General features: G+C 55.5%; 17 protein-coding genes. 8 read left to right on the forward strand and 9 right to left on the reverse strand.

The features are described 5' to 3' along the window. Window positions 1–207: 207 nt before the first annotated feature. Window positions 208–2,268, reverse strand: coding sequence for an FG-GAP-like repeat-containing protein (locus Mal52_RS02810; protein ID WP_197534621.1), 2,061 nt, complete (start codon window positions 2,266–2,268; stop codon window positions 208–210). Between the two features lie 512 nt (window positions 2,269–2,780). Between Mal52_RS02810 and Mal52_RS02815 the strand changes: the two genes are divergently transcribed. From Mal52_RS02815 to Mal52_RS02830, 4 genes are all read left to right on the forward strand, one after another. Continuing rightward, a complete protein-coding gene (locus Mal52_RS02815; RefSeq protein ID WP_145374198.1) occupies window positions 2,781–3,794 on the forward strand; it encodes a DUF1559 domain-containing protein in 1,014 nt (337 codons plus the stop codon). A 76-nt stretch (window positions 3,795–3,870) separates the two neighbouring features. Next, window positions 3,871–4,281: a carboxypeptidase regulatory-like domain-containing protein gene (locus Mal52_RS02820; protein ID WP_145374200.1), complete on the forward strand. Its 411-nt coding sequence runs from the start codon at window positions 3,871–3,873 to the stop codon at window positions 4,279–4,281. A 78-nt stretch (window positions 4,282–4,359) separates the two neighbouring features. Beyond that, window positions 4,360–5,451 (forward strand): LacI family DNA-binding transcriptional regulator, encoded by a 1,092-nt coding sequence (locus tag Mal52_RS02825; RefSeq protein WP_145374202.1) that lies wholly within the window; start codon window positions 4,360–4,362, stop codon window positions 5,449–5,451. A gap of 119 nt (window positions 5,452–5,570) precedes the next feature. Further along, window positions 5,571–6,467 (forward strand): ROK family protein, encoded by an 897-nt coding sequence (locus tag Mal52_RS02830; RefSeq protein WP_145374203.1) that lies wholly within the window; start codon window positions 5,571–5,573, stop codon window positions 6,465–6,467. 143 nt (window positions 6,468–6,610) lie between these two features. Here the strand turns inward: Mal52_RS02830 and Mal52_RS02835 are convergent, their stop codons facing one another. Beyond that, the gene (locus Mal52_RS02835; RefSeq protein WP_145374205.1) at window positions 6,611–7,021 is read right to left on the reverse strand and encodes a hypothetical protein; all 411 of its coding nucleotides are present in this window, start codon (window positions 7,019–7,021) and stop codon (window positions 6,611–6,613) included. 3 nt (window positions 7,022–7,024) lie between these two features. After that, window positions 7,025–7,927, reverse strand: a complete 903-nt coding sequence (locus Mal52_RS02840) for an MBOAT family protein (RefSeq protein WP_145374207.1) — start codon at window positions 7,925–7,927, stop codon at window positions 7,025–7,027. A 402-nt stretch (window positions 7,928–8,329) separates the two neighbouring features. Here Mal52_RS02840 and Mal52_RS02845 point away from each other — a divergent pair, with 402 nt between their 5' ends. From Mal52_RS02845 to Mal52_RS02855, 3 genes are all read left to right on the forward strand, one after another. Continuing rightward, window positions 8,330–9,799, forward strand: a complete 1,470-nt coding sequence (locus Mal52_RS02845; RefSeq protein ID WP_145374209.1) for a MotA/TolQ/ExbB proton channel family protein — start codon at window positions 8,330–8,332, stop codon at window positions 9,797–9,799. A gap of 113 nt (window positions 9,800–9,912) precedes the next feature. Then, window positions 9,913–12,366 carry a hypothetical protein gene (locus Mal52_RS02850; protein ID WP_145374211.1) on the forward strand — a complete coding sequence of 818 codons (2,454 nt, stop codon included), beginning with the start codon at window positions 9,913–9,915 and terminating at the stop codon, window positions 12,364–12,366. Beyond that, window positions 12,363–13,532 carry a hypothetical protein gene (locus Mal52_RS02855; RefSeq protein ID WP_145374213.1) on the forward strand — a complete coding sequence of 390 codons (1,170 nt, stop codon included), beginning with the start codon at window positions 12,363–12,365 and terminating at the stop codon, window positions 13,530–13,532. Before Mal52_RS02850 ends, Mal52_RS02855 begins: the two co-directional genes overlap by 4 nt. 116 nt (window positions 13,533–13,648) lie before the next feature. On the opposite strand, the gene Mal52_RS02860 is transcribed toward Mal52_RS02855, so the two are convergent. After that, window positions 13,649–15,340, reverse strand: coding sequence for a sigma-70 family RNA polymerase sigma factor (locus tag Mal52_RS02860; RefSeq protein ID WP_145374214.1), 1,692 nt, complete (start codon window positions 15,338–15,340; stop codon window positions 13,649–13,651). Window positions 15,341–16,294: 954 nt separating this feature from the next. Beyond that, window positions 16,295–18,508 carry an ABC transporter ATP-binding protein gene (locus Mal52_RS02865; protein WP_145374216.1) on the reverse strand — a complete coding sequence of 738 codons (2,214 nt, stop codon included), beginning with the start codon at window positions 18,506–18,508 and terminating at the stop codon, window positions 16,295–16,297. A gap of 302 nt (window positions 18,509–18,810) precedes the next feature. On the opposite strand from Mal52_RS02865, the gene Mal52_RS02870 reads away from it, so the two are divergent. After that, window positions 18,811–19,488, forward strand: a complete 678-nt coding sequence (locus Mal52_RS02870) for a DUF8091 domain-containing protein (protein WP_145374218.1) — start codon at window positions 18,811–18,813, stop codon at window positions 19,486–19,488. Window positions 19,489–19,631: 143 nt separating this feature from the next. Here the strand turns inward: Mal52_RS02870 and Mal52_RS02875 are convergent, their stop codons facing one another. The 4 genes from Mal52_RS02875 to Mal52_RS02890 all read right to left on the reverse strand — a co-directional run bounded on the left by Mal52_RS02875 (window position 19,632) and on the right by Mal52_RS02890 (window position 26,465). After that, complete coding sequence (locus Mal52_RS02875) at window positions 19,632–21,539, reverse strand: DUF8034 domain-containing protein (protein ID WP_145374220.1); 1,908 nt, start codon at window positions 21,537–21,539, stop codon at window positions 19,632–19,634. A 521-nt stretch (window positions 21,540–22,060) separates the two neighbouring features. Next, the gene (locus Mal52_RS02880; protein ID WP_231962510.1) at window positions 22,061–24,055 is read right to left on the reverse strand and encodes a redoxin domain-containing protein; all 1,995 of its coding nucleotides are present in this window, start codon (window positions 24,053–24,055) and stop codon (window positions 22,061–22,063) included. Window positions 24,056–24,561: 506 nt separating this feature from the next. Continuing rightward, window positions 24,562–25,395 carry a Spy/CpxP family protein refolding chaperone gene (locus Mal52_RS02885; RefSeq protein WP_145374222.1) on the reverse strand — a complete coding sequence of 278 codons (834 nt, stop codon included), beginning with the start codon at window positions 25,393–25,395 and terminating at the stop codon, window positions 24,562–24,564. Between the two features lie 308 nt (window positions 25,396–25,703). After that, the gene (locus Mal52_RS02890) at window positions 25,704–26,465 is read right to left on the reverse strand and encodes an SDR family NAD(P)-dependent oxidoreductase (RefSeq protein ID WP_145374224.1); all 762 of its coding nucleotides are present in this window, start codon (window positions 26,463–26,465) and stop codon (window positions 25,704–25,706) included. Window positions 26,466–26,662: the final 197 nt, after the last annotated feature.

The following is a 26,662-nucleotide window of genomic DNA, read 5'->3' on the forward strand; positions in this document are numbered from 1 at the left end:
ACAAGGAATACGCCCCCCCAACGGTCCCTGTTATGGGTTACGCATTGCGTCATGAAATCGTTGAGGTCAATTTCCATTAGCCATCTTTTTGCTGCAGAAAACAAGCGTCGTCGCAATTTTTTCCGGAGCAATTCACGCAACAAGCCGACGGAAATTCACTACGATTTCCGCCGGCTTGGGAAAATGCCAAAAACCTATTTTCGCGGCTTATTCTTTGTGGCCAATGACCGTCAACGATTCGCGGGGGAAGTAGCGGATCGAACCTTGCTCTTCACCGCACAGCAAATCGATCTTGCCGCGGCCGACATCGATCGGGACCGGGGAGCAGGAGTGAATCCCCAGCTTGATCCGTTCGCCGTCAAAGGCCAACTGTTGGATGTACTCGAATTTCGGGTGAGCATTATCTCCGACGTTGCGGAGGAACAAAATCGAAGCAGCACGCTCGTCGCCGTAATCGCTGGGCAAGTGGAACGACTTCGATGCCGGAAACGACAGTCCGCGTGACGTTCCAAGCAACAGATCGACGTCGCCATCGCCGTCCCAGTCATGGGCTACGAGTTTAGCGCGTCCGGTTTGACCAGCGGCTTCGTCGACGTTGGCGGGGATCGGCGAACCATCTTCAAAGGTCAATAACTCACCGCGATCAACGTTTTGATCGTCGACGCGCCAGAATTGACGGAGCAGGTTTTTCTCATCCAACGCAATCAAGCAGAGCGGACCATCGTTTCCCCAGTCCGTGACTGCCGGTTGGTTGCGCCAAGCCAAGTGAAGCTGAATACCGTCGCCATACATCGTCTTGGGGGCGGAAAAGACCGGAGCGTCACCGGACTTCGACTCCTCCTGCAGCAGCAACTTGTAGTCGCCCAGAGAACTATTGAGGATCACATCCTGTCGGCCATCGCCATTCCAGTCGCACACTGTGGGACAGGTATAACCCCACATCGCTTCGCCGGGACCTTGAATGGAACCGCGGTAACCAGGTTTGATATCCAACGGTTTTCCACCGACCATCACGGCCACAGGATTATCGAATTCCGCGCGCTGTTTGGTGCCGATGTTTTTCACGAACAGCAATTTCCCGGCATCATTTCCGGCCATAAGGTCCACGAGTCCATCGCCATCCATGTCTCCCGGACTGATGACCGGCAGTTGGCCCAATGCCAGCCGCAAACCTTCAGCTTTCACAGGCTGCGCTGCGCCATAAATCGGCGAACCGTTTTCGGCGAACTGACCCGTATGCGGATAAAACCAAACCAGACCGGTGTCGGTGACAATCAGATTCGACAGCCCCGTCTCAGGATCGGGAATCGCTTTCACAGCGGCGTTGATGACCGAATGCCGCAGGGCGACGTGGTCTTCGTTATTGACGTACTGTTTGGGGCCCAGTTCGCCAGTTGTGGGGTCGATGGGAAAAAATCGTAACACGCTTTGCTTTTCGGTCGTCACAACACCCGGAGCCCGTTCCTCACCAAGATTGAGGACGTCCATTCCATTCACGCTGAACAGGAACTCACCGGGACCTTCTCCGCTACGATGCACGGTCTCTGTCTTTTTCAAGCGGAGCGAATCAAATCGGGCGTGGTACATCATACGGCGAGGGATTTTTCCCCGCCAAAACCCGGCGCCGTCATAGGGGATGTACGCCGGGGAATGATGATGCGGTCCCGCTGGGCGGTAGGGGACGCCATCCGGAATCGAAAAATAAACGTCCAGCTTGCCATTGTCGTTGATCCGTGCAGCCATGCCGCCACCCACGCCACTGGGAACATTCAATTGTTTCGATTCGGCATAAGGTTGGAACTCTTTTTTGTTGCGGTCGAATTTGGAGACGCGGATTTTACGACGGTGCCCATTCACGCAATAGATCTCGTTGTCCGGACCGGTGAGGATCGCTCCCCCCATCGGTGCGTCATGGTTTTCCTTGATCTTCACCACTTTTCCATAATAGGGCGTCCCGTCTTCATCAAATCCTCGAATTGGAAAAATGCGATCGGGGTAGAGAAACAGGTCATAGGGGCCGTTGCCAAACACATCGGCCGTCCCGATGACACGTCCCATGATGACCGATTCGAATTCTTCGGTATTCCCGATTTGCGTCAGTTTTCGTTGGGGGGAGACGGGAATTGAAGCGCCGGGGGTGAAGACCTGACTCTCGCCGCTTGCGTTTGATTTCGCCGTTGCACGCGGTTTGGTTTTGTCAGCCCCGCTGGCGGGGAGGAGGATGAAACTCAATAGAATCAGTGGTATGGAAATAGAGAGCTGTTTCATTGGGTGGTCCTTATTCACTGCAAGATGAACGTGGGAGCGGCTCATTTAAAGAATTGAGCCCATGAAAACAAATACGAAGCAGATTCGTGCTGAAAGGTGAGATATCGCCCTGCTGTTTTGGCGAAAACTGCGAATTCCGCGACCCGCCTCAACGGCCGATCAGCAAGGTGGATTGCGTCAATCGTCGTGCAGGAAAGCATGAAAACCAACGCAATGTTGAAAGGCTGTGGGCGAGATGAACCACAAAACGGACTTCCCGTTCGTTCTCAAGCTACTGGTGATTTGCCGCTATTTCTATGGGAATTAAGAAAAAATTAAGGAAAATTCGGATAAAACTAAGAAAATCTTGTATTTCTTTTGCGGAAACGTTTATAAGTGTGGATGTTGTTTCAAATATTGCTGGGCATCTCCTGGCTGCGACACTTCCATCTTTCACCGTCGCTCAATCGTCGAAACATCGACAAGTCATGACGCTCAGCTCTACATCACCATTCTTACGGGAGGCACTTCACATGCAGACAAGAAACAGTCGGCGCGGATTCACTTTGATCGAGCTATTGGTGGTCATCGCCATCATTGCCATCTTAATTGCGTTGCTACTACCAGCTGTGCAACAAGCACGCGAAGCCGCCCGTAGAACCCAGTGCCGGAACAATCTCAAGCAAGTTGGCCTGGCGCTGCACAATTACCATGACTTATTCAGTTGTTTTCCCCCAGGATATCTTGGCGATCCTCCCAATGAATCAGCGACTGGTTGCAGCACGATCAATACGAACGCAGTCTCCGGAAACTATGCGAGAAAAGGCTGGGGTTGGGCTGTCATGATCATGCCCCACTTGGACCTGGGGAATTTGTACAAAGAACTCGATCCCGGCAATAACATCGTTGTCTGCGCTTCGGCGACGGGAGCCCAGGCAGCGGCTGGCAATGCCGCTCTTCAACGAACGGTCATCCCCGCTTTTATTTGTCCGTCAGCTGTTGATCCGGACCTGAATCCGTCACGTTGGGAACGCCCGCCCGCGACCCCAGGTGCGCACGGGAAATCAAACTACGCAGCTGTTGCGGGAATTTCCTGGACTGGCTCCGGCATCCATCCGGTGACCGGAAGACAAGTCGAGGCCATGTTCGTGGATGGTACTCAAGTTGGTCCTGTGCGGATGAAGCATATGACAGACGGTTCGAGCAATGTGTTCGCAATCGGCGAAAAAATCCGCATCGATGTCGACGACGATAAGACGCGGGCAGCGGGTGCCTTGTTCGAAAAATACGGAGCCTATTGGGTAGGAATCGCCCCCGACACACGATCTGCATCGTGCGCAATGCGACTGGAACCGGCGCCTTCGTCATTTGGAGTCAATGGTACGTCAGTGAATGCGTTTGCTAGCCAGCACACGGGTGGCTGCTTTTTCTTATTGGCTGACGGCCATGTCTTGTTCATCAGCGAAAATGCGGATCAAGACATGATCTCCAATATTGGTCTAAGAAACGATGGTGAAGTCATCGACGGCACTATTATTTCTAACTGATTTGTATCGGCCTGTATTGGCGTAATCAATCAAGTCTGTTTACGTCTCGCCCGCCAAAGGAGCTTTGGAGAATTCAATGTTCAGCGGTTTGAATCGATTGTTGTTGTCTTGCATTGCCATGATTCTGGTATCTGGTTGCGGTTCAAGTGATCAACCCGAGTTAGGTCAGGTCGATGGAACCATAACAATGGATAACGCGCCTTTGGCGGGTGTTGAGGTCTTGTTCGGTCCGAAGGGCGCCCGCTCTTCGGCCGGATACACAGACCAAGAAGGCCATTACACTTTGTACTATCTTGCCGGAGTGGAAGGGGCTGTGCTCGGTGAGCACAGAGTTGAGGTGCGGACTCCCATTGAGGACGAATCTGATCCCGAAACCGAAGCAAACTTCGTTGAAAATATCCCCCCGAAATACAATTCCCAATCGGAATTAACGGCTGTTGTAGAAGCCGGGGATAATACGTTTGACTTTAATTTGGAATCCCAATGACAATCCTTGGATTGTCCTGTCTGAAGTTGCACTCGTTGCTCGTATGGTGCTGCACTGAATTACTAGAGGAACGAATTCGTGAAAGAAACTGTCACGATTAGGACCGTCGCGGAAGCAGCGAATTGTGCCGTCAGTACTGTCAGCCGTGCCTTGCGCGATGACCCAGCGATTAGCGAAGCGTCCAAACAACGCATTCGTGAAGCGGCCGAAGCGCTGAATTACCGTCGTTTGCGGCGCCCCAGCGTTAAAGATTCGACCAATGGCAATGGCCATAGCCGCAACACGTTAGCCGACAAACGGCTCATCGTTGTTACCATGGGCTTGGACAGATCGCTGACGTCACTACCAGTTGTGAACGCCACTCTGTGCGGCCTGGAAGATGCGCTGTCCGGTTTTGGCCTGCGACTGCAAATGACGCATGTCCCCGACCTGGAAGAAATCCCCGACCATTTAGATTCCAACGAACTCGATGGAGTTTTTCTCATCGGTCCGTTGCAAGGTCGCATGTTGGCCGATTCCAATTGTCGGTTATTGCGAGAATTTCGGGAATTGCCCACCGTCTGGTTGCACGGACGCCCCGATGGATGTGACTGGGGTGACAGCGTTGGTGCTGACGACGTGTTGGTCGGAAAAATGGCTGCGGATTTCCTGGCCGATCATGGCCATCAATGTGTGGCCTTTGTGAGTCCCAAGCCGTACCAATTGCTGATGCTCAACCGGGAAACCGGATTTCTTGCGCAGGCTCATCGCCGCGGCTTACATGTCCAACGGTTTGTGGAACCGCCCACCGGCGGCTGGACGATGCCGATCAAACCGCCGCTCACGATCGAAACCGTGCAACACTTGGTCGATGCAGTGCTCGCTACCAATCCGCGGCCCACAGCCGTGTTCGCAGCCTGCGATGGTGTCGCCACAGGAATCTACGGTGCCCTCACAGCACGCGGCATTCAAGTCGGCAGTGAGATGAGCATCATCGCCGGCAACAACGATTGGGCGTTGATTTCGGGACTCCATCCAGCACTCACTACGTTCGATATTCAGGCGCACGAAATCGGACAATTGGCTGTACGGCAAATGGAATCGCTGCTGCGTACGAAAGAGCAACTGCCCAATGCCTGTCTTTCCATCGAGCCGCGCTTCGTGCGGGGCGAGTCGGTCGGTCATCTTTGAAAGCTCCCACGCATGCGGGGATCTTCGCTGACGTTCGACTTCGTCACCGTGGTGATTGGGCAAAAAGAATGGGCTGCGGTACTTGACGCGAACGTTCCCATTCGCCCAAACTAAAGACCATGAACGAACTCGTAGGTGGAATTGAAGCTGGTGGAACAAAGTTTGTGTGCGCCATCGGGACCGGACCCGATGATGTCCGTGCCATCGAACGTTTTCCGACGACCAGTCCCGAAGAGACGCTGCAAAGAACGATTCAGTTCTTCAAAGACCAGTCCACGGAATTGGGCCCGGTCGCTGCGATCGGCGTCGGCTCGTTTGGACCGGTCGATCCTCACTTAAACTCCTCGACATTCGGCTACGTCACATCCACGCCTAAGCCGGGTTGGAAAGACACCGACGTCGTTGGCCCGCTGTGTAATGCGCTGGGGGTCCCGGTTGCCTTCGATACCGATGTGAACGCGGCCGCTCTCGGCGAATGGCGGTGGGGAGCGGCAAAAAAACTGGATTGTTTCATTTACTTAACCATCGGAACGGGCATCGGTGGCGGCGGGATGATCAACGGCCATTTGATGCACGGTCTGATCCATCCGGAAATGGGACACGTCCGCATCCCGCATGACCTCAGCCGCGACCCGTACCCCGGCCACTGCCCATTCCACGGTGATTGCTTGGAAGGCCTAGCAGCCGGCCCGGCGATCGGCGAGCGTTGGGGACAGCCTGCCGAAGAGTTTCCCGATGACCATCCCGCCTGGGAGCTCGAAGCGGAATACTTAGCGTTGGCACTGGTGAACTTCCTCTGCACCGTGTCGCCTCAACGAATCATCATCGGCGGCGGCGTCATGCGACCGCATCTATTTGAGCCGGTTCGCAAGAAAGTGCAGGAACTTCTCGCCGGTTACGTGGACTCGACCTCCATCACTGATGAGATCGACACGTTCATCGTCCCGCCCGGCCTCGGCAGCCAAGCCGGCGTGCTCGGCGCAATCGCCCTGGGGCAACGTCTCTGTAATTCATGATGAATTACGGTCAACGCAGCGAAGCGGGGATCGATTCCCGGTAGGGAGAATGGCGTTTGTGTTTCTGTAGCGCGAACTAACCTCTCATCCATCCCCATGTCATGCTGTGGAAGACGAAACAGCAGGACGCAGACGTTGTGGATTCAAGCGGGTGCCCATGCCGCGAACGCATACACGATGGTGAGGTAAAGAAACGCCACCGTCAGACCCTGATAGCCAATCTTCAGAAACGTCGTGCTGAGGTACGACGTGGCATCGAAGACAAAAAACTGCACGCCCAACCTCGCTCCCCAGAACATGGCGATGAACAGACAAACGCCTCGCGCCAGCGGTGTACCGCTGGCCAGTCCGCCCGCACAGAACAACGACAGCAACCCAAACCCGACAATCACCAGAACAATAAACGCACCATGCACCCACACCAATTGCCGCGACAGGCCGTCGAGTTTGGCCAGCGAGGATTTCCAATCCAAGACTTGCGGCACGAGCGCACTGGCAATCAGAATTCCAAAGTGCAAGATTCCGCCGCAAAAAATGAGTCGTTCCAGGTTCATTGCCTAACTCCAGTCCAAGCGGAGAATGGTGAGCATCGGTACGATAACGCGCTCTACAAATGGCGGATGGAATAACAAACCGACCGGTGCCAAAATCAGTACCGCACAATAAATTCGGCCGACCACGCCGTGCCGCAGCCCCAGACGTTTTCCCAGAGGGCTACGCTCAAACATCACCCCCGCGCCTTGAATCACGAAATACAAAGTCGGCAGGCCATACCCCGCCCGCGCGGGAAGGGAGATCACCAGATCATGGATCACGCCCGATACAACAAACACCGCCATGGTGGCGACAGCGATTCCCCAGCGGCCCACGCACGTTCGAAAGACATACGTATGCGCCAGATCTCGAAAGGCGAGGTTCCAGCGTTTGCCCCAGAAATCGTTAAGACATGTCGCCAGCAGCGGGGCGTCCATTAATGGGCGTGCGTCGACTCCCGCTTGTCTCCAAGCGGTCGAAAACAGATGAAATGTTCCGAAATGCAAAGCCAGCGTAATGCCCACCATTCCCGTCCAACCGGCCACCCACATCTGCCGATTCACAAGCGCAACCGCAATTCCGATCAACACACATCCAATAACCATTTTTGCGACGGCAGCGCGCCATTCCCACGGGTGAGGTGGTGCAAAGCTTGGGCTTGTACTTAGAAATGACTTCGCATCCATTCCCGGCCACGCGACCAGATAACCGATGGATCTCCGGACTGTGCAGAAATGGTTTTCAACGTATTCGGAGTAGCTCAGCCATTTGAGTCCCGCATAGATTGAAAACGCGAGCGCCCACATGCACAGCCAAGCCGCGCTGTTACGCGTCGACCACACAGCAACGACCGGCAAAACAAACAGTGGCAGCCATGCGGCAAGTTTTGCGTGGTGATTGGATCTCAAATTGGTGACGGATGCCATTCGAATTCCCCAGTGAAAAAAGACAACCACTGGGAGAGAAACCGCAACGCGATTCTAAGATTAACGCGAAACCGTCCAACTCCTTACTGATGCTCACCTTCCAATCCGCCGGGGTTGTCTGTGGCTTGCATCGAAGCCCGATTGCCGGGTTGGCACACGTCTTGACAGTCTTGCCAAGGCTGTATTACACGATTCCCGTTGCTCACCTGCTGCTGCGTCGCTCCGCATCTCATTTGTTCCCATCCGCGTACGCCGCACGGATTTGGTCAACCAACGCGTGAATCTAGTCCGATACTACCGATTGTAACGGCTGCTTCGATTCCGGGCGGCTGGATGCGCTGAGCTTGGGAATTGTTATCTCCTAACCGTACCGTTCGCTTTTCTGAGAGAAGTTGAGTCATCATGGCGACGCAAACATCGACCGGGAATAATCTCGACAACCTCACGCTCAAAAACCGAGGTTGGCTGGATACGATTTTCATGTCCCCCGTGCTCTGGGGAGCAGCGCTGACCGCCGGATTCTATGCGGTGTTGCCTTATCTACCCGTACAACAGGCGCTCGCCCGACGGTATTGCACGGGACATATTTTGTCCTATACAGAAACGACGTTGTTCTTTTTGGGCATCGCGATTTTGGCGATGAAAGCCCTTTCGCTCAGCACGCAACGACGGGCTTTGAAATTACAACAACTCTATGAGTTGCCGGGTGAAACCGACGACGCTGTTCAAAATGCCACGCGGATGATGGTCGTGGTTTGCGAACTCCCCCGGCGGATTCAACGTACATTTTTGGTACGCCGCATCGCCGAAGTCTGCCAAAACGTGCGGGGGTTGCGCTCGACAAAAAACTTGTACGAACATCAACAGTATCTTTCGGACATCGGGTCGGAACGCTTACACGAAAGCTACAGCCTGATCCGCACCATCACTTGGGCGATTCCCATTTTGGGATTTCTGGGTACGGTGATGGGGATCACGATCGCGATTGCCAATGTCAAACCGGAGCAACTCACCTCCTCGATGGACAAAGTCACCGGCGGTTTGGGAATTGCTTTCGATACCACCACACTCGGTTTGGGGCTGACGTTAGTGCTTGTGTTCTTGACCTTTTGGGTTGAGAAATCAGAACAGAACATTTTGCACGAAGTCGACGAACTCGCTTTCAATCACATTAGCAGTTGGTTCCCGGAGCCGGATACGACCAGTCCGTTGCTGCAAGCCGAACAACAGGCAGCTGCACAGTTGCTGACCCAAACAGAAGCAATCGTCGCCCAGCACGCGGACGCATGGCAAACGAATCTCGGGCAATTGCGTGAGCGGTGGTCGGAGACTATGGAGAAACAACAATCCTCCCTAGCCGCCTCGCTGCACGCCGGGACGGAGTCGACGTTGGCTGACCATGCCCGGCAATTGGCAACGGCTCGCGAAGAACTGCTCAGCGGGTACCAAGGGGTCTCGCAGCAGATTGCGAGCATGATGGATGCCCAGCGCGAAGCGATGACGGAACAACAACAAGCCGCGCAGGAATCGATGGATGAGCAACGACAAGTCTTGTTCAATCAAATTGCCACTGTGCGAGATGATCTCAAGGTGCAAACCGAACAGATCACCACTTCGATTTCTTCGACTGCTGAACACTGGAATTCAGAACTGAGCACCGCTTCGCAAGCGATGACGGCCCAGGTCGGACAATTGCAGCATCAAGGGGAGTTGTTGTCCCGCATCGTCGAACAGGAAGAAAACCTGGTGCGTCTGCAGGGAACGTTGGCCGAAAATCTCAGCGCCATTCGTTCCGTCGAAGCGTTCGACGAAACGCTGCACAACCTCAGTGCTGCGGTGCACTTGTTAACGGTCCGCAGCAAAGCGGCGTAGTGTTTCGAGTCTTGAAGTCGCGAATTGTCCCCAGCAGGTTGTCTCAGACTTTCAACATCGCTCACACAGCTTGCCTGCCAGAGTGATGTCCTCCCTCCATAGCGGAAACCGGAATGAGCCGCCGTTCATCACGCTCTAATTTGACCGTCTCGCTCTTTCCGTTTCTGGCGGTTTTAGTGTGCGCGATGGGAGCGCTGATCTTCCTGCTCATCGTCACCACGCAAATGATCGGTGACGAGTCGGCGCAGAAGAAGAAAGTTGTGGAGGTCAAAGCCCCGGAGCCCACCCCCGCACCCAATCCGTTTATCGAGGTCGCTCCGTATGAATCACCGGATCGCGAGACGCTCGACGCCGCGCCGGAGTTTGTTGTGGTCCTGCCCAAAGTCGAACCGCCGCCGGAACCCAAACCGATCCCGCCGCTCATCACCGTGCCGGATCCCAATATCAAACTCCGCCGCCAAATCGCGGATTTGAAAATTCAGCAACAGCGCCGTCGGCAACAACTGGCCGAACAGTCCGCGGAATTGTTAGAAGCTCAGCGCGCCTTGGATGCCGCGCGGCAGGATCTGAAGCAACAACAAGCAGCGCTGGACGAACTACAAGACGATCAAGCGAGCGTTGGCGAAAAGAGCCAGGAAATACAAGCGGAGCGGAAACGGCTGTTGTTGAAAATCCGCAAAACGGAAGAACAATTAGAGAAACTGGAAAACCGCCGCGCGACGATGCCCAGCAAATATGCGTTGATCCCCTACGATGGGCGTCAAGGAACGACACGGCGGCCTATTTTTGTCGAATGCACCAAAAAGGGTATGCGTTTTCTGCCGGAAAACGTCTATCTCGGACCGTCGCAATTAGAAGGATTCACCGATGGCTACAACCCATTGCTAGCCGGGGTCCAGGCGCTCAACGATTATTGGACCCAGGTAGCTAAGACGCCGAACGCTCTGAACGCGGACAAACCGTATGTCATGTTGATCGTGCGACCCGAAGGCAGCGTCACCTATTATATGGCCCGCAAATTCCTCACCGAATGGCAAGAGCCCTACGGTTATGAATTGATTGAAGATGACTTTGCCTGGGAATTGCCGCCCGCTGATCCTCAAGCACAGCAAGTTTTGCGACAAGCCATTGCGGAAGCACTCAAAAACCGTCGCGACGTGATTCGCAAATACGCGGTCCGCGGCAGCATGGATGCATTGTCCGAGTTTCCTAACGAGGAAGATATGGCCGACCCGGAACTGCCGTTCTCTCAAGGGACCTCCAACGCCTCACGCTTCGCGGCAAAAGCCCGTCGGCATCGTCGTCGCATTGCCGAACAGGGAAATGCTTCGGTCGGCCGAGGGTCAGCTGGTCGCGGGACTGAGGGGCGCGGACCAGGCGGAAGTCGCTTGCAGCCAACGCAACCGCAGCAGTCGACACGGAAATCGCAATCATCATTGCCAGGGTGGGATGAGGTTCCGTCGCAGTACGGGCAAAACGGCTCGAAGAATCCGGGCGGGGGCTCGTCCCCAGCAACCCGTGCCCCGGTGGAAGATCCGACCGACGCCTTCCAACATGCCGGTGAAATTCCGCGACGCTTTCTCTCCCCGTCCGATGCACAGACCTTGGAACCGGGGTGGAGTCGGGGAGCGGCGAACGAAGACCAAGCGGCGAGCCTCGCTGGAATGGGAACTAAGGGGAGTAATCCACAGGCCTCCGGCAGGAACCAGCAATTCCCCGGCGGGAATCCACAGTCCTCTGGGGGCAACCAACCACCCTCGGGTCGCGACAACGGCACCTCTTCGCTGTTCGATGATCTCGATCCCACGCAGGCGGGAACAGGCAATCCGCTGGAGCAGAAAGTAACCGGCAACAATAGCGGACAAACCGGCTCGGCCGAGCAGGGGGGGCAACCTGGAAGTCCGGCTCAAACCAGCACAGCGGCCAATGCGCGGGGACCGCAATCTCCTTCGAGCGATGGAAAACCGGGCCGCGGACAAGCTGGCCCTCAAGCACATCCCACCGGAAACGAATTGGCCAAAGCGCCCTACGTCGGCCGCTCGACTGGGTCGCCGGGGCAGAATTCTGCACGGAATTCCGCACAGAATTCTCCGCAAACCGGCGGAACGTCGTCGCAGTCGGCTATTGGAGAGCAAGGCCAACCTGCTTTGCCGCAGTTAAATATTAACCAACAACGGCAAATGGATCGGATGCAAAAAAATCTATCCAAACGAGGCTGGGGTTTATCACGCCGCGCGGGGATTGGTATCGAACGATCCGTCAACGTGGTGATTACGCCTGATCGTATCCAAGTCGGGAAGTTGGAGATGGCGATTGTTCTGGGGCATGGAGAAACAGAGCAACAAGTCGTGCGTGCGGTGATCGTGGACATTGATGAAAATGCCAAAACATGGGGCGATCCCCCTTCGGGATTTTATTGGGTCCCCTATGTCAGGTTTCGCGTGTCGCCCAATGCGGTCCATATTTCCAAGCCGATCGAACAGGCGCTCCGCAAGGGAGGACTTTCGACCAAGACGACTTACGGAGAGGCCACCGTTGTGAGTCCGAAACAGGAGGTCTCCCGATGAGTCGCCGTCGCAAAAAAAGTGATCTGGAATCGGGATCCGACTCGTTTCTGGATATCATTGCCAACATCGTTGGTATCTTGATTATCCTCATCGTGATCGCCGGGGTCCGCGTGAGCCAGATGCCGGCCACTCCGGAGACCGAAACGGCGGCGATCCCCGCCGACCCCGTGCCCGCGACGATTGTCGTGGAACCGCCACCCAAGATCGAAGTGGCTTTGGGGGCTGCCACAGAATTGCCCAGCGAGGAACTGCTGCCGCCCGAGCCGCCACCCCTTGTTGTTAAAGTCGAACCCAAGCCCGAACCGGAGCCGGTCCAGCCGCCGCAACCTTCTCCACAATTGCTGGCCGACATCACGCAATTGCAGCGAGACATCGACAAACTCGATCGCGACGTCGCTGAGGTCACGCCGCAGCTGGCCAGTGCCATTGCCTCGCAAGACGAAATTGCGGAAGCGGCAAAAGCAGCGCGGCAAGAGTCGGAAGAGGTCCGCACTCAACTGGCTCGGTTGAAAGCAGAGCTGGATGCACACAAGCAGGACGTTGCGGACGACATGACGCATTTGGCGATCTTGGCCGACGAAATCAAAACCCGCGACACCCAACGGCCGCCAGTCAAAGAAATCATCCACAAGCTGACGCCGGTCAGCCAAATTGTCGAGGGAGAGGAGTATCACTTTCGTCTCGAAAACAATCGTATTTCCTACGTTCCGCTCAAACAGTTAATCGATAGTTTGAAAACCCATCTCGGACACCGCCGCGCCTTGCTCTCGCGGACACGCACGCATCAGGGGTTCATCGGACCCATTGAAGGATACCGCATGCGCTACCTCGTCGAACGCAAGCCGTTGTCCATGGTGGATGAGTTAAAGCACGGCCCGGGAATGTTCCGTGTGGCAGTGACGGCGTGGCAGATGCAAGTCACCTCGGAGGTGGAAGCAGAAACTGCCGAGGAAGCACTGCGCGTCGGGTCGCGGTTTGTGGAGGTCCTCAAAGCCGCCCCGCCTGAAACGACCCTCACCATGTGGGTCTACCCCGACAGCTTCGGGTTGTTTCGCGAATTACAAACGGTTGTGCACGCCAACGGCTTCAACGTCGCCGCTCGCCCCTTGCCCGAGGGGATTCCTATCGCCGGTTCGCCCGACGGTAGCCGCTCCGCAGGGCAGTGACCGCTGGCGCGTTGTTCAGCGCAAGTGCAGCAACGTGGGCGTTCGATAAAAAAACAGCCACCGCAAGCGAATGGCTTACGGTGGCTGGAATCTGTCATTGCTGATCCGGCAGTTGCCTAGGCGTCGGCGGTTACCGGTTCGCCTTCGGCTTCAGCGTTTTGGAACTCTTGGCCGGGCAGGTCTTCCACAAACCCCTTGAGCTGATTGCTGCGGGTGTGGTGCTGCAATTTCCGCAATGCTTTGGATTCGATTTGCCGAATCCGTTCGCGGGTGACTTTGAAGATCCGGCCGGTTTCTTCCAACGTGTAGCTATAGCCGTCTCCCAGCCCGTAGCGGAGTTTGATAATCTCCCGCTCGCGGTAGGTCAAGCTTTTGAGGACGTGGCCAATTTTGTCCTTGAGCAATTCGTGCGTCGCCGAATCGAGCGGATTGACTTCGGCGCCATCTTCGAGGAAGTCGCCGAAGCTGCTGTCCTCGCTTTCCCCGACAGGAATGTCGAGGCTGATCGGATGCCGCCAGGTCTTCATGATCCGTTCGGTCTCTTCGGTCGACAGTCCGACCGCTTCGGCCAATTCTTCGCTCGTTGGTTCGCGACCGGTCCGCTGCCGCAACTCTTCGCTTTTGGCTTTGAGCGTCGAGATGCTTTGGAACATGTGCACGGGAATCCGAATCGTACGGGCATGGTCGGCAACCGCCCGCGTAATCGCTTGGCGAATCCACCATGTGGCGTACGTCGAGAATTTATAACCGCGACGGTATTCGTACTTTTCAACGCCACGCATCAACCCGGCATTGCCTTCTTGGATCAAGTCCAGGAAGCTCAAACCGCGGTTACGGTATTTCTTGGCAATGGAGACCACCAACCGCAAGTTTCCACCGGAAAGCTGCTGTTTGGCTTCGGTCCATGCTTCGAAGCGGCGATTGACCTCTTCGACCCGCTTGAGCATGCTGTCAGGCGTTTCGAGAGTCATTTCCATCAGCTCGTCCAATTCGCGTTGGGCGAGCTGCAATTCGGGATTGTGCCGCGTCTGTTTCCGCATGCGCACAACTTGCGATTGCAGATCAAGCATCCGATCGCAGATCTGTTTCATGCGTTTGGTGATCGGCTGCAGCCGTTGCGTCCGCAGGCTGAGTTCTTCAGCCAACGTGGCGGTTTTGCGGCGGCTGACAATCAATTCTTCGGCGAGTTCGCGCTGGCGTGAGGCGGATGCCGTGCCGGCTTGAATTTGGTGAAACGTATCGGCGTTTTGTTTCATCAACCGCGCCATCGTTTTCAGATTGTGCGGCATGCGGCCGAGGATTTGTTCCTTCTCGACGTTTTCGGTTTCCGATGTCCGCAAGGTGCGTTCGAAGGGGAGTTCCCCGTCGAAGACTTTTTGCAGTGTGTCGATGGCGATCCGCAACGAGAAGTCGCATTCGAGGATCGCGCGGCGGAACCGTCGACGGGTCAACTCGATTTTTTTCGCTAGAAAAATCTCGCGGGTCCGCGACAGGAGCGGAATGTCTCCCATTTGACTGAGGTACATCCGGATCGGATCGCGCGACGACAAAGACGCGGAGGGTTCTTCGGTAACGACCGGTGTCGAGTCCGACGGCGGCGGTTCCGACGGGGTCGGGCGAGCCTTGACGATCGTCGGGTCTTCGATGACCGAAATCTTCAATTCCTCAAGCGCTAACACAAGTTCATTCACGGTGTCGACACTACCCCCCTCGTCGGGTAGGTATTGATCGACCTCTTGAAAGGTGATGTAGCCCCGAGACAGCCCCTGTTCCATCAAGACCATTAGTTTGTCATTAAAATGATACACCGGTTGTCACTCCCTTTCTGGAAAGTGGTCTACGCACGTCCGTGTACGGCCCCTGGTGTGCGGCCTCACTCTTTGATACGTCGGTTCCCAAAGTTCCATTCAATCTGTTAGTTTCAGTCGTTTCCGATCCAACGACAACGTGCTGTTCACCTGTCAATTCGTTGTCAGGTGCGGCGCGTGGCCAGCGGTTGATCCCGTGGTCCAATCGCCATTATTGTCAGACAGAGTATTGTTCTGTTTGTTCATCCAGAGAGTCAGCCATGTCCCTTGAGGGGCTTGCGGAGCGCAATCAATCTGTTCTTATCGCACCTCGGATGTAGAAACTCTGCGCCTCCCCTTTGAGGAGCCGCTTAATTTCCTTCGCCTCCCCAGACGTGCGGCCACGTCGAGTGGGGCGGTTTTTGAAAGGGTCGCATCGTCGCTTGGATAGCGTCCATGTCTCTGTCGCGAAAACCGTATCACCCTTCTTTTTGATGTTGGGGGAAATCCAAAATACCCAGACTGTCGGACTACCATTCCGATCATAAATTCTGGGCATTTCCCGTCCAGACTCAGACCCGGCATCACATTCGGCGTGACGAATCTCAATAGTTGGTGCTCCAATCACCGGCCGGACATCCCAACTCTGCCGCATTCCATTATTCGCAATTTGCAACTCACAAGTCAACCGGCAGCATTAACAACTTTACCTGACCGTGCCCAATTCTTGAGGAATTGTCAACCGAATGGCTCGTTTTTCTGATCTTTTTCAACAGATCCTACGAGCCTAGGTGAATTGGCACCGTTGTGGAGGTTCTCTCCGGCAACATCGGCTACCGGCATCTCAATAAACCATTCTGGAGTTCTCTGCCGTAGCGTTCCCCGCCCCGATGCGCAATTCCGGGCTGTCGCCCAGTTATTGCTAAAGTTCTCAACGACACTTGGGGCTTTTCGAGTCCCATGGCAGCCTGCTGTTCAGTGAGCCTTTTTACGTAACGGCCCTTTCAGCGGATGGTCGCCCACGTGTGCCGAATCCTGCAAGTGCGGCGGGGTACGGGTCGTTCGACGGGGACCTGATGAACCGGCCGGTCCACGCCCCTCCTCGTCCGCTGCACCGTTATCCAGTGAGATTACGTTTTCTTCGCTGTAGCCGCCAACCACCTGCAGTGCGGTCCGCTGTTGAGACTGCACATGGTGCAACTTGCGATACAGCTCGCAATCCTGGAGCAGCTCCTCGTGCGTCCCCATCGCTGTCAATTGCCCGTGATCCATGACGGCAATCCGCGACACCAGATTCAACATGCTTTGCCCCAGGGAATGGGTGATGATGAACGTCGTCCGCCCCGTGGTGAATTCCTCCAGCGTCTCGTGGATTAACAATTCGCTGTGGGAATCGATGGCGCTGGTTGCTTCGTCTAAGATCAGAATCGACGGATTTCGCAAAATCGCACGTGCCAGGGCGATCCGCTGCCGTTGCCCACCAGAGAGCCGGCAACCTTTTTCTCCCACACGGGTCTGCATTCCATCGGGAAGCTTGGCTAGAAACTCCATCACGTGCGCTTGCCGCGCCGCTTGCTCTACCTCCGCATCGGTCGCCCCGGGGCAGCCGTAACGGATATTACTCTCGATCGTTTCGTCAAACAGCAACGTTTCCTGGGTGACGACGCCAATCTGGGCACGCAGGTCCGCCAGCCGCACATCGCGAATATCAATGCCGTCGATCATCACACTGCCGTGGTCTGGGTCAAAAAATCGCGGCAACAGATTGATCAAGGTCGATTTTCCCGATCCATTCGATCCCACCACAGCGATCGTTTCACCAGCCCTGACCGACATGTTGATCTCCCGTAGAGCCAACGGCGGTGTATGCTCCGCTTTGGAGTGATAGGCAAAATTCAAATCGTTGAACTCGATCGAAACGCTATGCCGGGGCAATTGTTTCGGTTGCCGCGTTTCCACGACAGCCGATCGCCGGTCCATGAATTCAAAAATACGGTCCGCCGCAGCTGAGGCGCGTTTTAATTTTGCGTAAATGCTCGACATTTTCCGCGCCGGGTCACTAATCCCCACTAAAAAGGAGTACAACACCGCCAATTGTGCGAGCGTCATCGGCCCGCTGGCCAGTCGTATTCCCCAAATCGATTCTTTGTTGCTGAGCACCAAATAGACAGCCGGAAACAAGCCGAGCGAAACCGCCACTAGGCCTAGAAACTCTGTGGTGGGACTGGTCAGCGCATCGATTTTGACCAGCTTCATCGATTTTTCAAAAAACGTCTTGTTCTCGTGGTGAAATCGCCGTCGCTGCGCGCGCTGTCCGTTGAACGCCATGACAACTTTCAGTGAGTCAAACGTCTCGCCGATGACCTTGTACATCCGCGCCATGCTCTCAATCGAGCGATGGCTGGCCTTTTTCAGCGTGCGGCCGAAACGATAAAACACGATGCCCGCCAGCGGCGCAATAATGAATGAAAGCACCGTCAACCGCCAATTGATCCACAACGCCCCGCTCAAACAGACGACAGCTTTAATCGGCTCACGGATCACCTTGCCCCCCAACAGGTACAAGCCGTTGGTCAGCACATCCATGTCATAGGTGAAGCGCGACGTCAATTCCGAGGTCCCTTCGGCCGAGAGAGACTGATAATCCATCGCCAATGTATTGCGAAACAGCCGTTTGCGGATGCTCATAATGCTCAATTGCACAACGCCGCCGACGAGATATTCCTGAATGAAGACGCAGATCCCTTTGAGGACCGTCGCGAATAATAACACCCCCATGATCGCCGCAAACGCACTGAAACGGTTCTCAGACAGATGTTTGTAGACATGCGCTAGCAGCCAGCGTTGCCAGGCCAGTTGGGTTTCCGTATCCGACAGTTTGTCCGTATGGTCTTTGATTTCGGACTCAATTTTTGATTGGGCTCGACTACTCCCCGCCAGTTCCATCTCCTCATGGAGTTCGGCAATATCTTGCCGATGCTTTTCTTTGTCCGCTTCCAGGTCCGCGATCTTCGACAGAGCATGCTGGTCCATATTTTGTTCACCCAGCAAGATTTCAAATGCTGGGTACACAACGGACAGATTGGCCCCCCAAAAGATGCCCACGGCAAAGGCAAAGACGACCGACACCAGCAAGCGGCGTCGGTAGGGCCAGATGTATGGAAACGTGCGGGCTATGCTGGTTAACACCGGTGAGTCGTCCTTGACTATGGCAAACCGAAGTCGAGGCGCGGCTTCGCTGCCGCGCGCATTTGAGATGGGGTTTTACTATGTCCGCCCAAACAGGGCAAGACGAGGTTTCCCCTAGACCCGCGACAGTGACGCGCCATGGCTGTGAAATCAGCAACCGTCTTACTCGGGAATCGATCGCCCCATTCACGGCTAACCCGGTCTGGACCCCTCCTCGACACTTGGCATACTATCCCGCCGCCTTGGTCCCGCCAACGATTTGGCGGTCAGCCTCCTATCTCAAAACTAAGCAACTTTAAAACGTGGAAACCAGCCTGCACCGACAACTCAAATCGCTTTATTGCGCCGACGAGTCACAACAAGAAGTGACGCTCGCCGGATATCGCATCGACGGCATCGTGGATGAGATGCTGATCGAAATCCAATGCGCATCGCTCGGCGCCATTCGCGACAAAATCCGCGCCCTGACGAAAAAACATGACGTGATCGTCGTCAAACCACTTGCCGCTCGCAAACAACTCGTCAAATACAATCGCAAGCGGGGCAAAATCATCTCCCGCCGCGCCAGTCCCAAACGCGAAACGTTCCATGACTTGTTTCTAGAACTGGTGCACTTCGTCAATGTCTTTCCGCATCCGCGATTGACGCTGGAAGTGCTGCTCACCGAACAACAGGAGCATCGCCTCCCTCCGCTCAAATCGCGGCGGACGCGCAAGAAATACCGTGTCCAGGACCGTTCGCTCGAACGCGTCGTCAGCAAACTCGTGCTGCGGACCAACAACGATCTGCTCACCATGCTCCCCCCCGACCTGCCGGCGGAGTTCACCACCGCCGACATCGCCCGCGGCAGCGAAATCCCCCGCTGGCTGGCGCAGAAAATGGCCTACTGCCTCCGCAAAACCGGCGCGGTCTCAACCATCGGCAAACAGGGCAACGCCATGGTTTATCAACGCCAGCAAACCAAACGCAAAGCCGCATAAAGTCGGGTGCGTCGCGACGCATCTTTGGAGCGTAGGACGACAGATTGTCTTTTCGCAATGTGGTGACGTTTGACAACTGTTGTGCGAAAACCCTCACCCCGGCCCTCTCCCAGAGGGAGAGGGAGCTTGTTGGTCCGTGCCTGTCACGGTTGCAAATAGGCTGGGTGGTTGGCGAAACGTTTTAGCCCGATCTCCAACCGTCCCACGCCACTGGGGACCAAATGGACCTGAAACGTCGGGGCGTCGACTTGGTAGAACTGGTGCGGGTAGTGCACGATTTGGCGGACGGTTGTGATCTGGTGTTCACCGTACGCGCCTCCTTGGATGATCACATTCCTCGCCTCAGTCGGATGCAGGTTGACCAGTTTGAGCGAGATTCCCGCATCGGTCACGCGATCTACCAACACCGCCACGTTGGGCGGAACTCCCGCGCGATGCCGGTCCGCATCGAAATACCGCACGCTGCAATTCACCAACCCGCCATGATAAATATGGTTCGGGCCGCCGAGCATCGTCTGCACCAAGCCCTCTAATACCACCGGGTTCAACTTTTGCCAGTGATGCACGTCTTGTTCGTGCGGCGTCGTGTGGTCGTTGCGGATTTCCTTTAATCGCCGCTGCGTCTCCAGCCAGGTGCTCTTGAGAATCTGCACGGGATAGTCGGGATTCTCACCACGGAGAAATCCCAGCCAGGGCACAATGTGTTCGGCATCCCCTTTGGCTTTGTGGTAGTTGAGCGTTTTGAAATCTTCCGGCTTTGTGAATTTTAGCAAACGTTGCCAGTCGTCCTCGTCACGCGACAAATACCACAACTGCGCCGGGTACTTGGGGTTGATCGGGCGGTAGTCATACCAACCATCATCCCCATGCCGATGCGGGACGACGATCTTGCCGTCTACTTCTTTGGCTTGTTGTTCCACGAGACGAAACACGTCGCGGGGCAATTCCAGATAATCGGCATTGCCGGTCACCAGATACGCATTGCCGCCGCCAATGATTGTCGCTTCCAGTTGGTTAAACAGTCCGTGCGGCCACCGCCAACCGTAATAGCCGCCCCACCATTTGCCCTGCATGTTCTCGCCAATTTTCCCCGACAGCCCGACGTTGTCCGGCAGGATGCCGTTGTTCTGTTTCGTTCGCTGTTGCCAAGCGGCGACGTAATCGGCGATCCACGTTTTGTATTTCTCATCGCCGGTGAGCATGTATGCATTGGCGATCAGGCTCGTCGAGGTCAGGTTCAGGGGCACGTCCCCTTGCATCATCCGTTTGTTGAGTGCTTCCAGAATGAATGGAAACTTCGCATCATCATCCCAGTCGGCGCTGCTGGAGATATTCGGGATGTCGTCGAAGGGCAGGGGGTACTCGGACAAAATCGGCCGATGCGTGACCCAATCCTCCGCCGTATTCACATGCCGCGGCCCCCGACTTCCGGTCAGCGGCGAACGAATCAGATGTTTGACCGGGTCATAGTTTTTCGCCTCAGCGTCTTCGCCAAGGTACAGTCCAGCAAACCGCGCCGCCCGTTCTCGCAGTTTCTTGTTCGTCGGATCGGACATGCTCAAGAAGTAAAAGTAGGTGTAACTTTCTCCATGATGCATCCAATCGTAGTAGGCGTCGAATTCGTTGTGGACTTGCCCGTACGTGGTGAACTGCCGGGTCACCGCATCCCACAATTTGTCCGAGAGGTCTCGGATTTCCGCAGGGCCGCCCAGTGCATAATACAGCGGAAAATTGTAGAAACTTTCGTACCCATCATCCGAGCCATCCATGCCGGGCCATTCGTCGCGCCAAATCAGCGTCCCGTCGGGCCGCGTGTATTTGTGGACGAACTCCATCGCTGCCGGCGCGAGTTTGTTAATCAACTGCCGCTGCCAAAATGCCCATTCGGGCGGCGCATCGGTCGTCCAGATCTCGACCTGTTTCAACGGTTGCCCAGTTGCCGGAGCTTCGTCGGCAAAAACATTCCTGGCCTGCACGACGCAGGTCAGTGCGGCAATAAAAGCAACGACAGCAAATCGTCTAATACGGCAAATCTTAGAAATACGAATCACGGTCGGCCTTCCTGCTACGGCGAGGTCTGATGAAGATCAAAGATGCAATTCTTCATCATACCCGCATTCACAGGCAACAGCACGCAAAAACGGAATGGTCGTCGAGAAGGTTCAGAGAGTGGGTGGCCGCGATAGCTCCGCTATCGGGGCGGGCGCAGCCCGCAAGAAGCCGCAATTCCCGCGCTCTGAAACGAGCAAAGTCTCATCGGCAGGGACAGCTGAAACTGCTGCTTCTTGTGCCTACGGCACACCGATTGCCGTTGGCAATCGCTGCCACCCGATGATTGGTTCCCCTTGTATAGATGCAATTTGTTGCTCTGGGAAAGGGGGAAACAAGCGGTAGCCTAAACTCTCCCCTCTCCCCCTGGGAGAGGGGCCGGGGGTGAGGGCCGGCGCAACGTGAGCCGCAAATCGCGCACTCACAGCGACCACGAATGCAAAAACCACAGATCCAGACAACAACCGCTGAACAGCGTTAGGGGCCAGCGTCAGTCTCCCGGATTCTCACTAACGCTCTACCCTCATTCATCATCCTTGTCGCGACGGCCGCGCTTGAAGGCTTCTCGCAGTTCCTCGATGGTGATCATATTGTCATCATCGAGGTCAATTTTCTTGAACCGGCCCCGCAATAACAGCGGGACTTCGCCGACCTCAATTTTTTCGTCCTGGTTGGCATCCAACTTAGCCATGATCGATTCCGGTGTCGGGCCGCGATTGCGCTTCGGGGGAGGGAAGGGCATCTCTTTTCCCGATTCCACCGGAAAGGCGACGTCGAAATAACCAATGAACATTTCGTCCCAGGTCTGATCGCCCCAGGCGACCGACTGAGTGGGGTCCGGATTATTGAGGTTTTGTTTCGAGTTATCGAAAGCCCCCACGCAATGGATCGTCGTACCGGCCGGGAGTTCCTTGTGATTCACCAATCGATACGAAGTCTGCCAGTTGAAATCGTAATGCGGTACGTCCAACAACGTTTCTGTTTTTCCATCGGGATATCGCACTTCATAACGGAATGATTTTCCGCGGAGGTGCATGTGCGGCATCATGTTGAGCAGTTGGCTGGCGAAGGATGACTTCGAGGTATCCGCTTCGACTTGATGGTTCGATGCACCGGGAGGAATCAAAAATTCGTTCGTGACCGCGCTGTGCGTACGGACTTCGTGCGTGACCGATTCAGGATCCGCAAAGATCATCCCCAGGGAACTCATGTCGAATTGTTCGGTGCCGATCGGTGTGTAGTGCATTTGAAACACGATCTCCGAACCGGCGGGAATCTTTTTGGCCATCCCCTCGGGAAACGGCTCCGCTCGCAAACCCGGGACATAGGCTGCTAAAAATCCAAGTGCCCCGCCACCCATACCGACGCGGCGTTGGCCCGGTTCGCGCGTCATGATCAAAATGTGATGCACGACCGCGCGGTTGCCCGGCGCTGCCTGGAAAGCGGACACCCATTTGTCTTCTTTAAAACCAGGGTCGACGGTGAAGTATTTGTATTCCACCGTCCCCGTGGCCGGCACGCGATACGGTTCTTCGCGCATGTTCACCACTAGGTCAGGCTCGCGGGGCAATTCCCAGCCCGACACGAATTCCCGCGGGGGAGGAAGTTGTTCCTTGTCCCCTTCCGGAGCTCCGTTTTTGACCCAGGTGAAGATCTGGTCTTTTTCTTCTTGGGTCAGCGCGCGGTCGTTTTTGAATTCGCCATGTTTGGGATTCGCATGCCAGGGGGGCATCCGTTGTTCATCCACGACCTCGGCAATCATCTCCGACCAACCCACGACCTCATCATAGTCGGTCAAGGCAAACGGGGCGATGTCCCCCTCGCGATGGCATTCGACACAACGATTTTGCAAAATGCGTGCGATCTGATTTGAATAGGTCACTTCGCTGTTTTCATTCGGCTGCTTGACGCGGCCAATGTGACAGCCGACGGCCGCGGTCACCGGCGTCGAGACCGGCTTGTCGGCGAGTAACTCTTGCAGCGCCAGTTCAAGATCGTTCCGTTCCGGTTTGTCGCGCTGATAGCCCACGCCGTATTGATCGTCAACGCGCCCCCAATACCGCACCGTCCGATCTTTGTCGAGCACGAACACTTCCGGCGTACGGACGGCATTCATCTGATCGGCGACTTTGTTTCCGGCATCTTTGAGCATCGGAAAATCAATTTTGTGCAGCCGTGCATAAGCGGCCATCTCGGTGATCGAATCTTGCGAGTTGGCATTTACGGCAATAAACGCGACGCCCTGATCGGCGAATTTTTTATTCAAGGCCACTAACCGCGGAGCGTACAGCTTGGCCAAAGGGCATTCGGTTCCGAGAAAAGCGACGACCACCACTTTATCTTTGCCAATCTCCGAGAGCGACTGCTCCTTACCTCGAAAATCGGCAAGCGTGAAGTCGGGGATGACCTTCCCGATCGGCGACTTGGCGGGTTGGGTCTCAGCAGAGAATGCGGAACTCGTCAGTGTCAATAAAACCGCCATTGCGGCAAACGGCAAATAATTCGAAGCGAGTCTCATCTGCAATTCTCTCAATTAGGCCATGGAATGCATGAGCGAATAACTCTGTACGATCAGCGTCAACGGTTAGTATGCGAATCAATGCGTGCGTTGGCGATAGGGAAAAATCGGATGCCGACCGTGGAATTTCGGCAAAACGCTGCTGGAGAACAATCGATACGCTAACCAGACTAACCGGTCGGATGGTTTTGGGGAAGCACGATTTTTTTACAGTTGTGTCTGGGTAAGCAGTGTCGCTCGTCTCGGCTGATCGCCGACCAATACTCTCTGGTTCGTGAGCCCAGCCGAAATCTTAAGCTAGATTTCTCAGATTTATCCTCACAGTCGCATGCCACTGACTTGGGCCATTCAAGGGATTCTCAACCGGCGATTGTGTCACGACGACGACACCGGCCGGGCATGTGACCCGACCGGTGTCTGCGTTTGCCAAATTGGAATTCCGAAATCGCTAGCCATGTGTCCATCAGATTCGACGGGTGGCATGCAATGGTGGTGGCGACGGATGACTATTCGTCGTTATTCTGTCGGTCTCGATTGCGGCGCGGCCGATCTCCGCGTTGTCGGTCTCCCCGCTGTCGATCTCCCCGTCCGCGACCACCAAACCGGGGTTGCGGCATGTCGAACTTCTCACCCTGCATGGCGGCAAACTGTGCTTGTTGTTCTTTGGTGAGAATCTCCAGCACGCTGCTTTCGGCCGATTTCCGCAATTCTTCCATCTTTTTCATCGCAGCTTCGCGATCTCCGCTATCGCGTCTCCCACGACGTCCTTGCATCGCTTCTCGCATTTTTTCGCGGTTGGCTTCTTCGGCCGCTTCGATCTTGCCCTGTTGTTCGTCCGTGATTTCCAACTTGGCTGCCACTTCGTCGTCACTCAGCGCGCGAACGCCCTCGACTTGGATTTTGATTTGGTTGAGCCGTTTCATTTGCTGTTCGTCCAGGACTCCGGCCAGCATTTTTTTTGCTTCGGCAGCGCGTTTTTCGGCGGCTTCGCGGCGTTCGGCACGCATTTTGGTCCGTTCTTCTTCGGAAAGATCACGGAGGTTTCGCCGGTCACCACGTTCACCGCGCTCGCCCCGCAGTTTCTTGGCGATTTCATCGACCGATTCCTCTTGCCCTTTTTCCAGCTTGATTTCCGTCCGGACTTCTTCAATCCGCAACAGCGAAAGCAAGTCGCCCCCGCCACGGGGACCAGCGCCGCCTCGTCCACCGCGACCTTCACGTTGTCCGCCGCGGTCACGCCTCCGCCGTTGCGGGCCTTCGTCTTGGGCTTCGACTAAGGTTGTGACAATGAACGTCGTAAACACCACACCTGCCAGCAAGGGAAACCAGCGTTTTTGCATTGTTCTGCTCCTGTATTAGATATGTCGCAGCCACATGACCGGTCGGAAAGAGCCGATTCCGTATAGGGGCCCGAGCGGGTTGAACATTCGCCAAGTCGGCACGATCACCAGACGTAGCAACCCCGCATCCAATAGAAACACCGCACCCGTAAAAAAGATTCGCCAGCAATAACAAAAAACAACGTTTTCCGTAGCTTTCCCAACAATTTCTTCCCACGCCGATTCAAGGCCGTCCTCACTCGAGCCCCAAACCACCAAAGGCTGCAAAACAACCCCTGGCCACCGGCCACTGACCACCGGCAACTTTTTCAGTACGGCCACGGCCCTTGCGACCAAAGCCCCCCATCCACATAGACGGTCTGCCCGGTGATAAAGTCCGCGCCGTCGCCGGCGAGATAAACCACCGCTTTGGCGACGTCGTCGACTTGGCCGACGCGGCGCATGGGCGTTAGTGGACTCCACGTTGCCGAATAATCACCACTTTCGAGTTTTGTCCGTTCGATTTCGATCGCACCGGGGGCAACGCAGTTCACGCGAATGCCGTGCGGACCTAACTCGACTGCCGAGACGCGCGTAAGATTCTCAACGCCTCCTTTCGAGGCGGAGTAGTCGACCAAATTGGGAAAGGGGGTTTTGTTCGCCCCCGAGCCGATGTTGATAATGCCCCCACCCCCTGAATCCTTCATTCGCAGCGCGGCTGCTTGGGTGCACAAAAACGTTCCTTTGAGATTCGTGCGAATCGTGCGGTCGAAATCCTCTTCGGTCAGTTCCAACAGCGGCGCCCAGGTTTGCACGCCGGCATTATTGACCAGCAGGTCGAGCGTCCCGGCTGCAGCTTCAAGTTCGGCAAACATGCTCTCGACTTGGTCGCGATAACCAATGTCTCCCTGGAGCACCCAAGCCTGTCGGCCCAGTTCACTGATGGCGGCCGCGGTTGCAGCGGCGCCATTGCGGTCCCCGTTGAAATTCACGGCCACATCCCAACCGTCGCGGGCCAATCCTAAGGCAATCCCCCGGCCGACCCCTTTGCTGGCCCCGGTAACGAGGGCGATTTTACGATCCGTATTCATGTTCGTCGTTCATGTCAATTTGTTGATTGAAGAGTTCGTTCTGCTGTCGGGCTGCAATCTATCGAAACGCATCCGCGCGGAATGATTTTACATTGCCAACAGTGATCCCGTCCACAAGGTGCCGCCGAACCGGATCGGTTAAAAAAATCAGGTGATCTGTAACACCTTCTCGGTCGAGCGGCACCGATCATTTGGTT

Source organism: Symmachiella dynata (genome assembly GCF_007747995.1).
GTDB lineage: Bacteria > Planctomycetota > Planctomycetia > Planctomycetales > Planctomycetaceae > Symmachiella > Symmachiella dynata.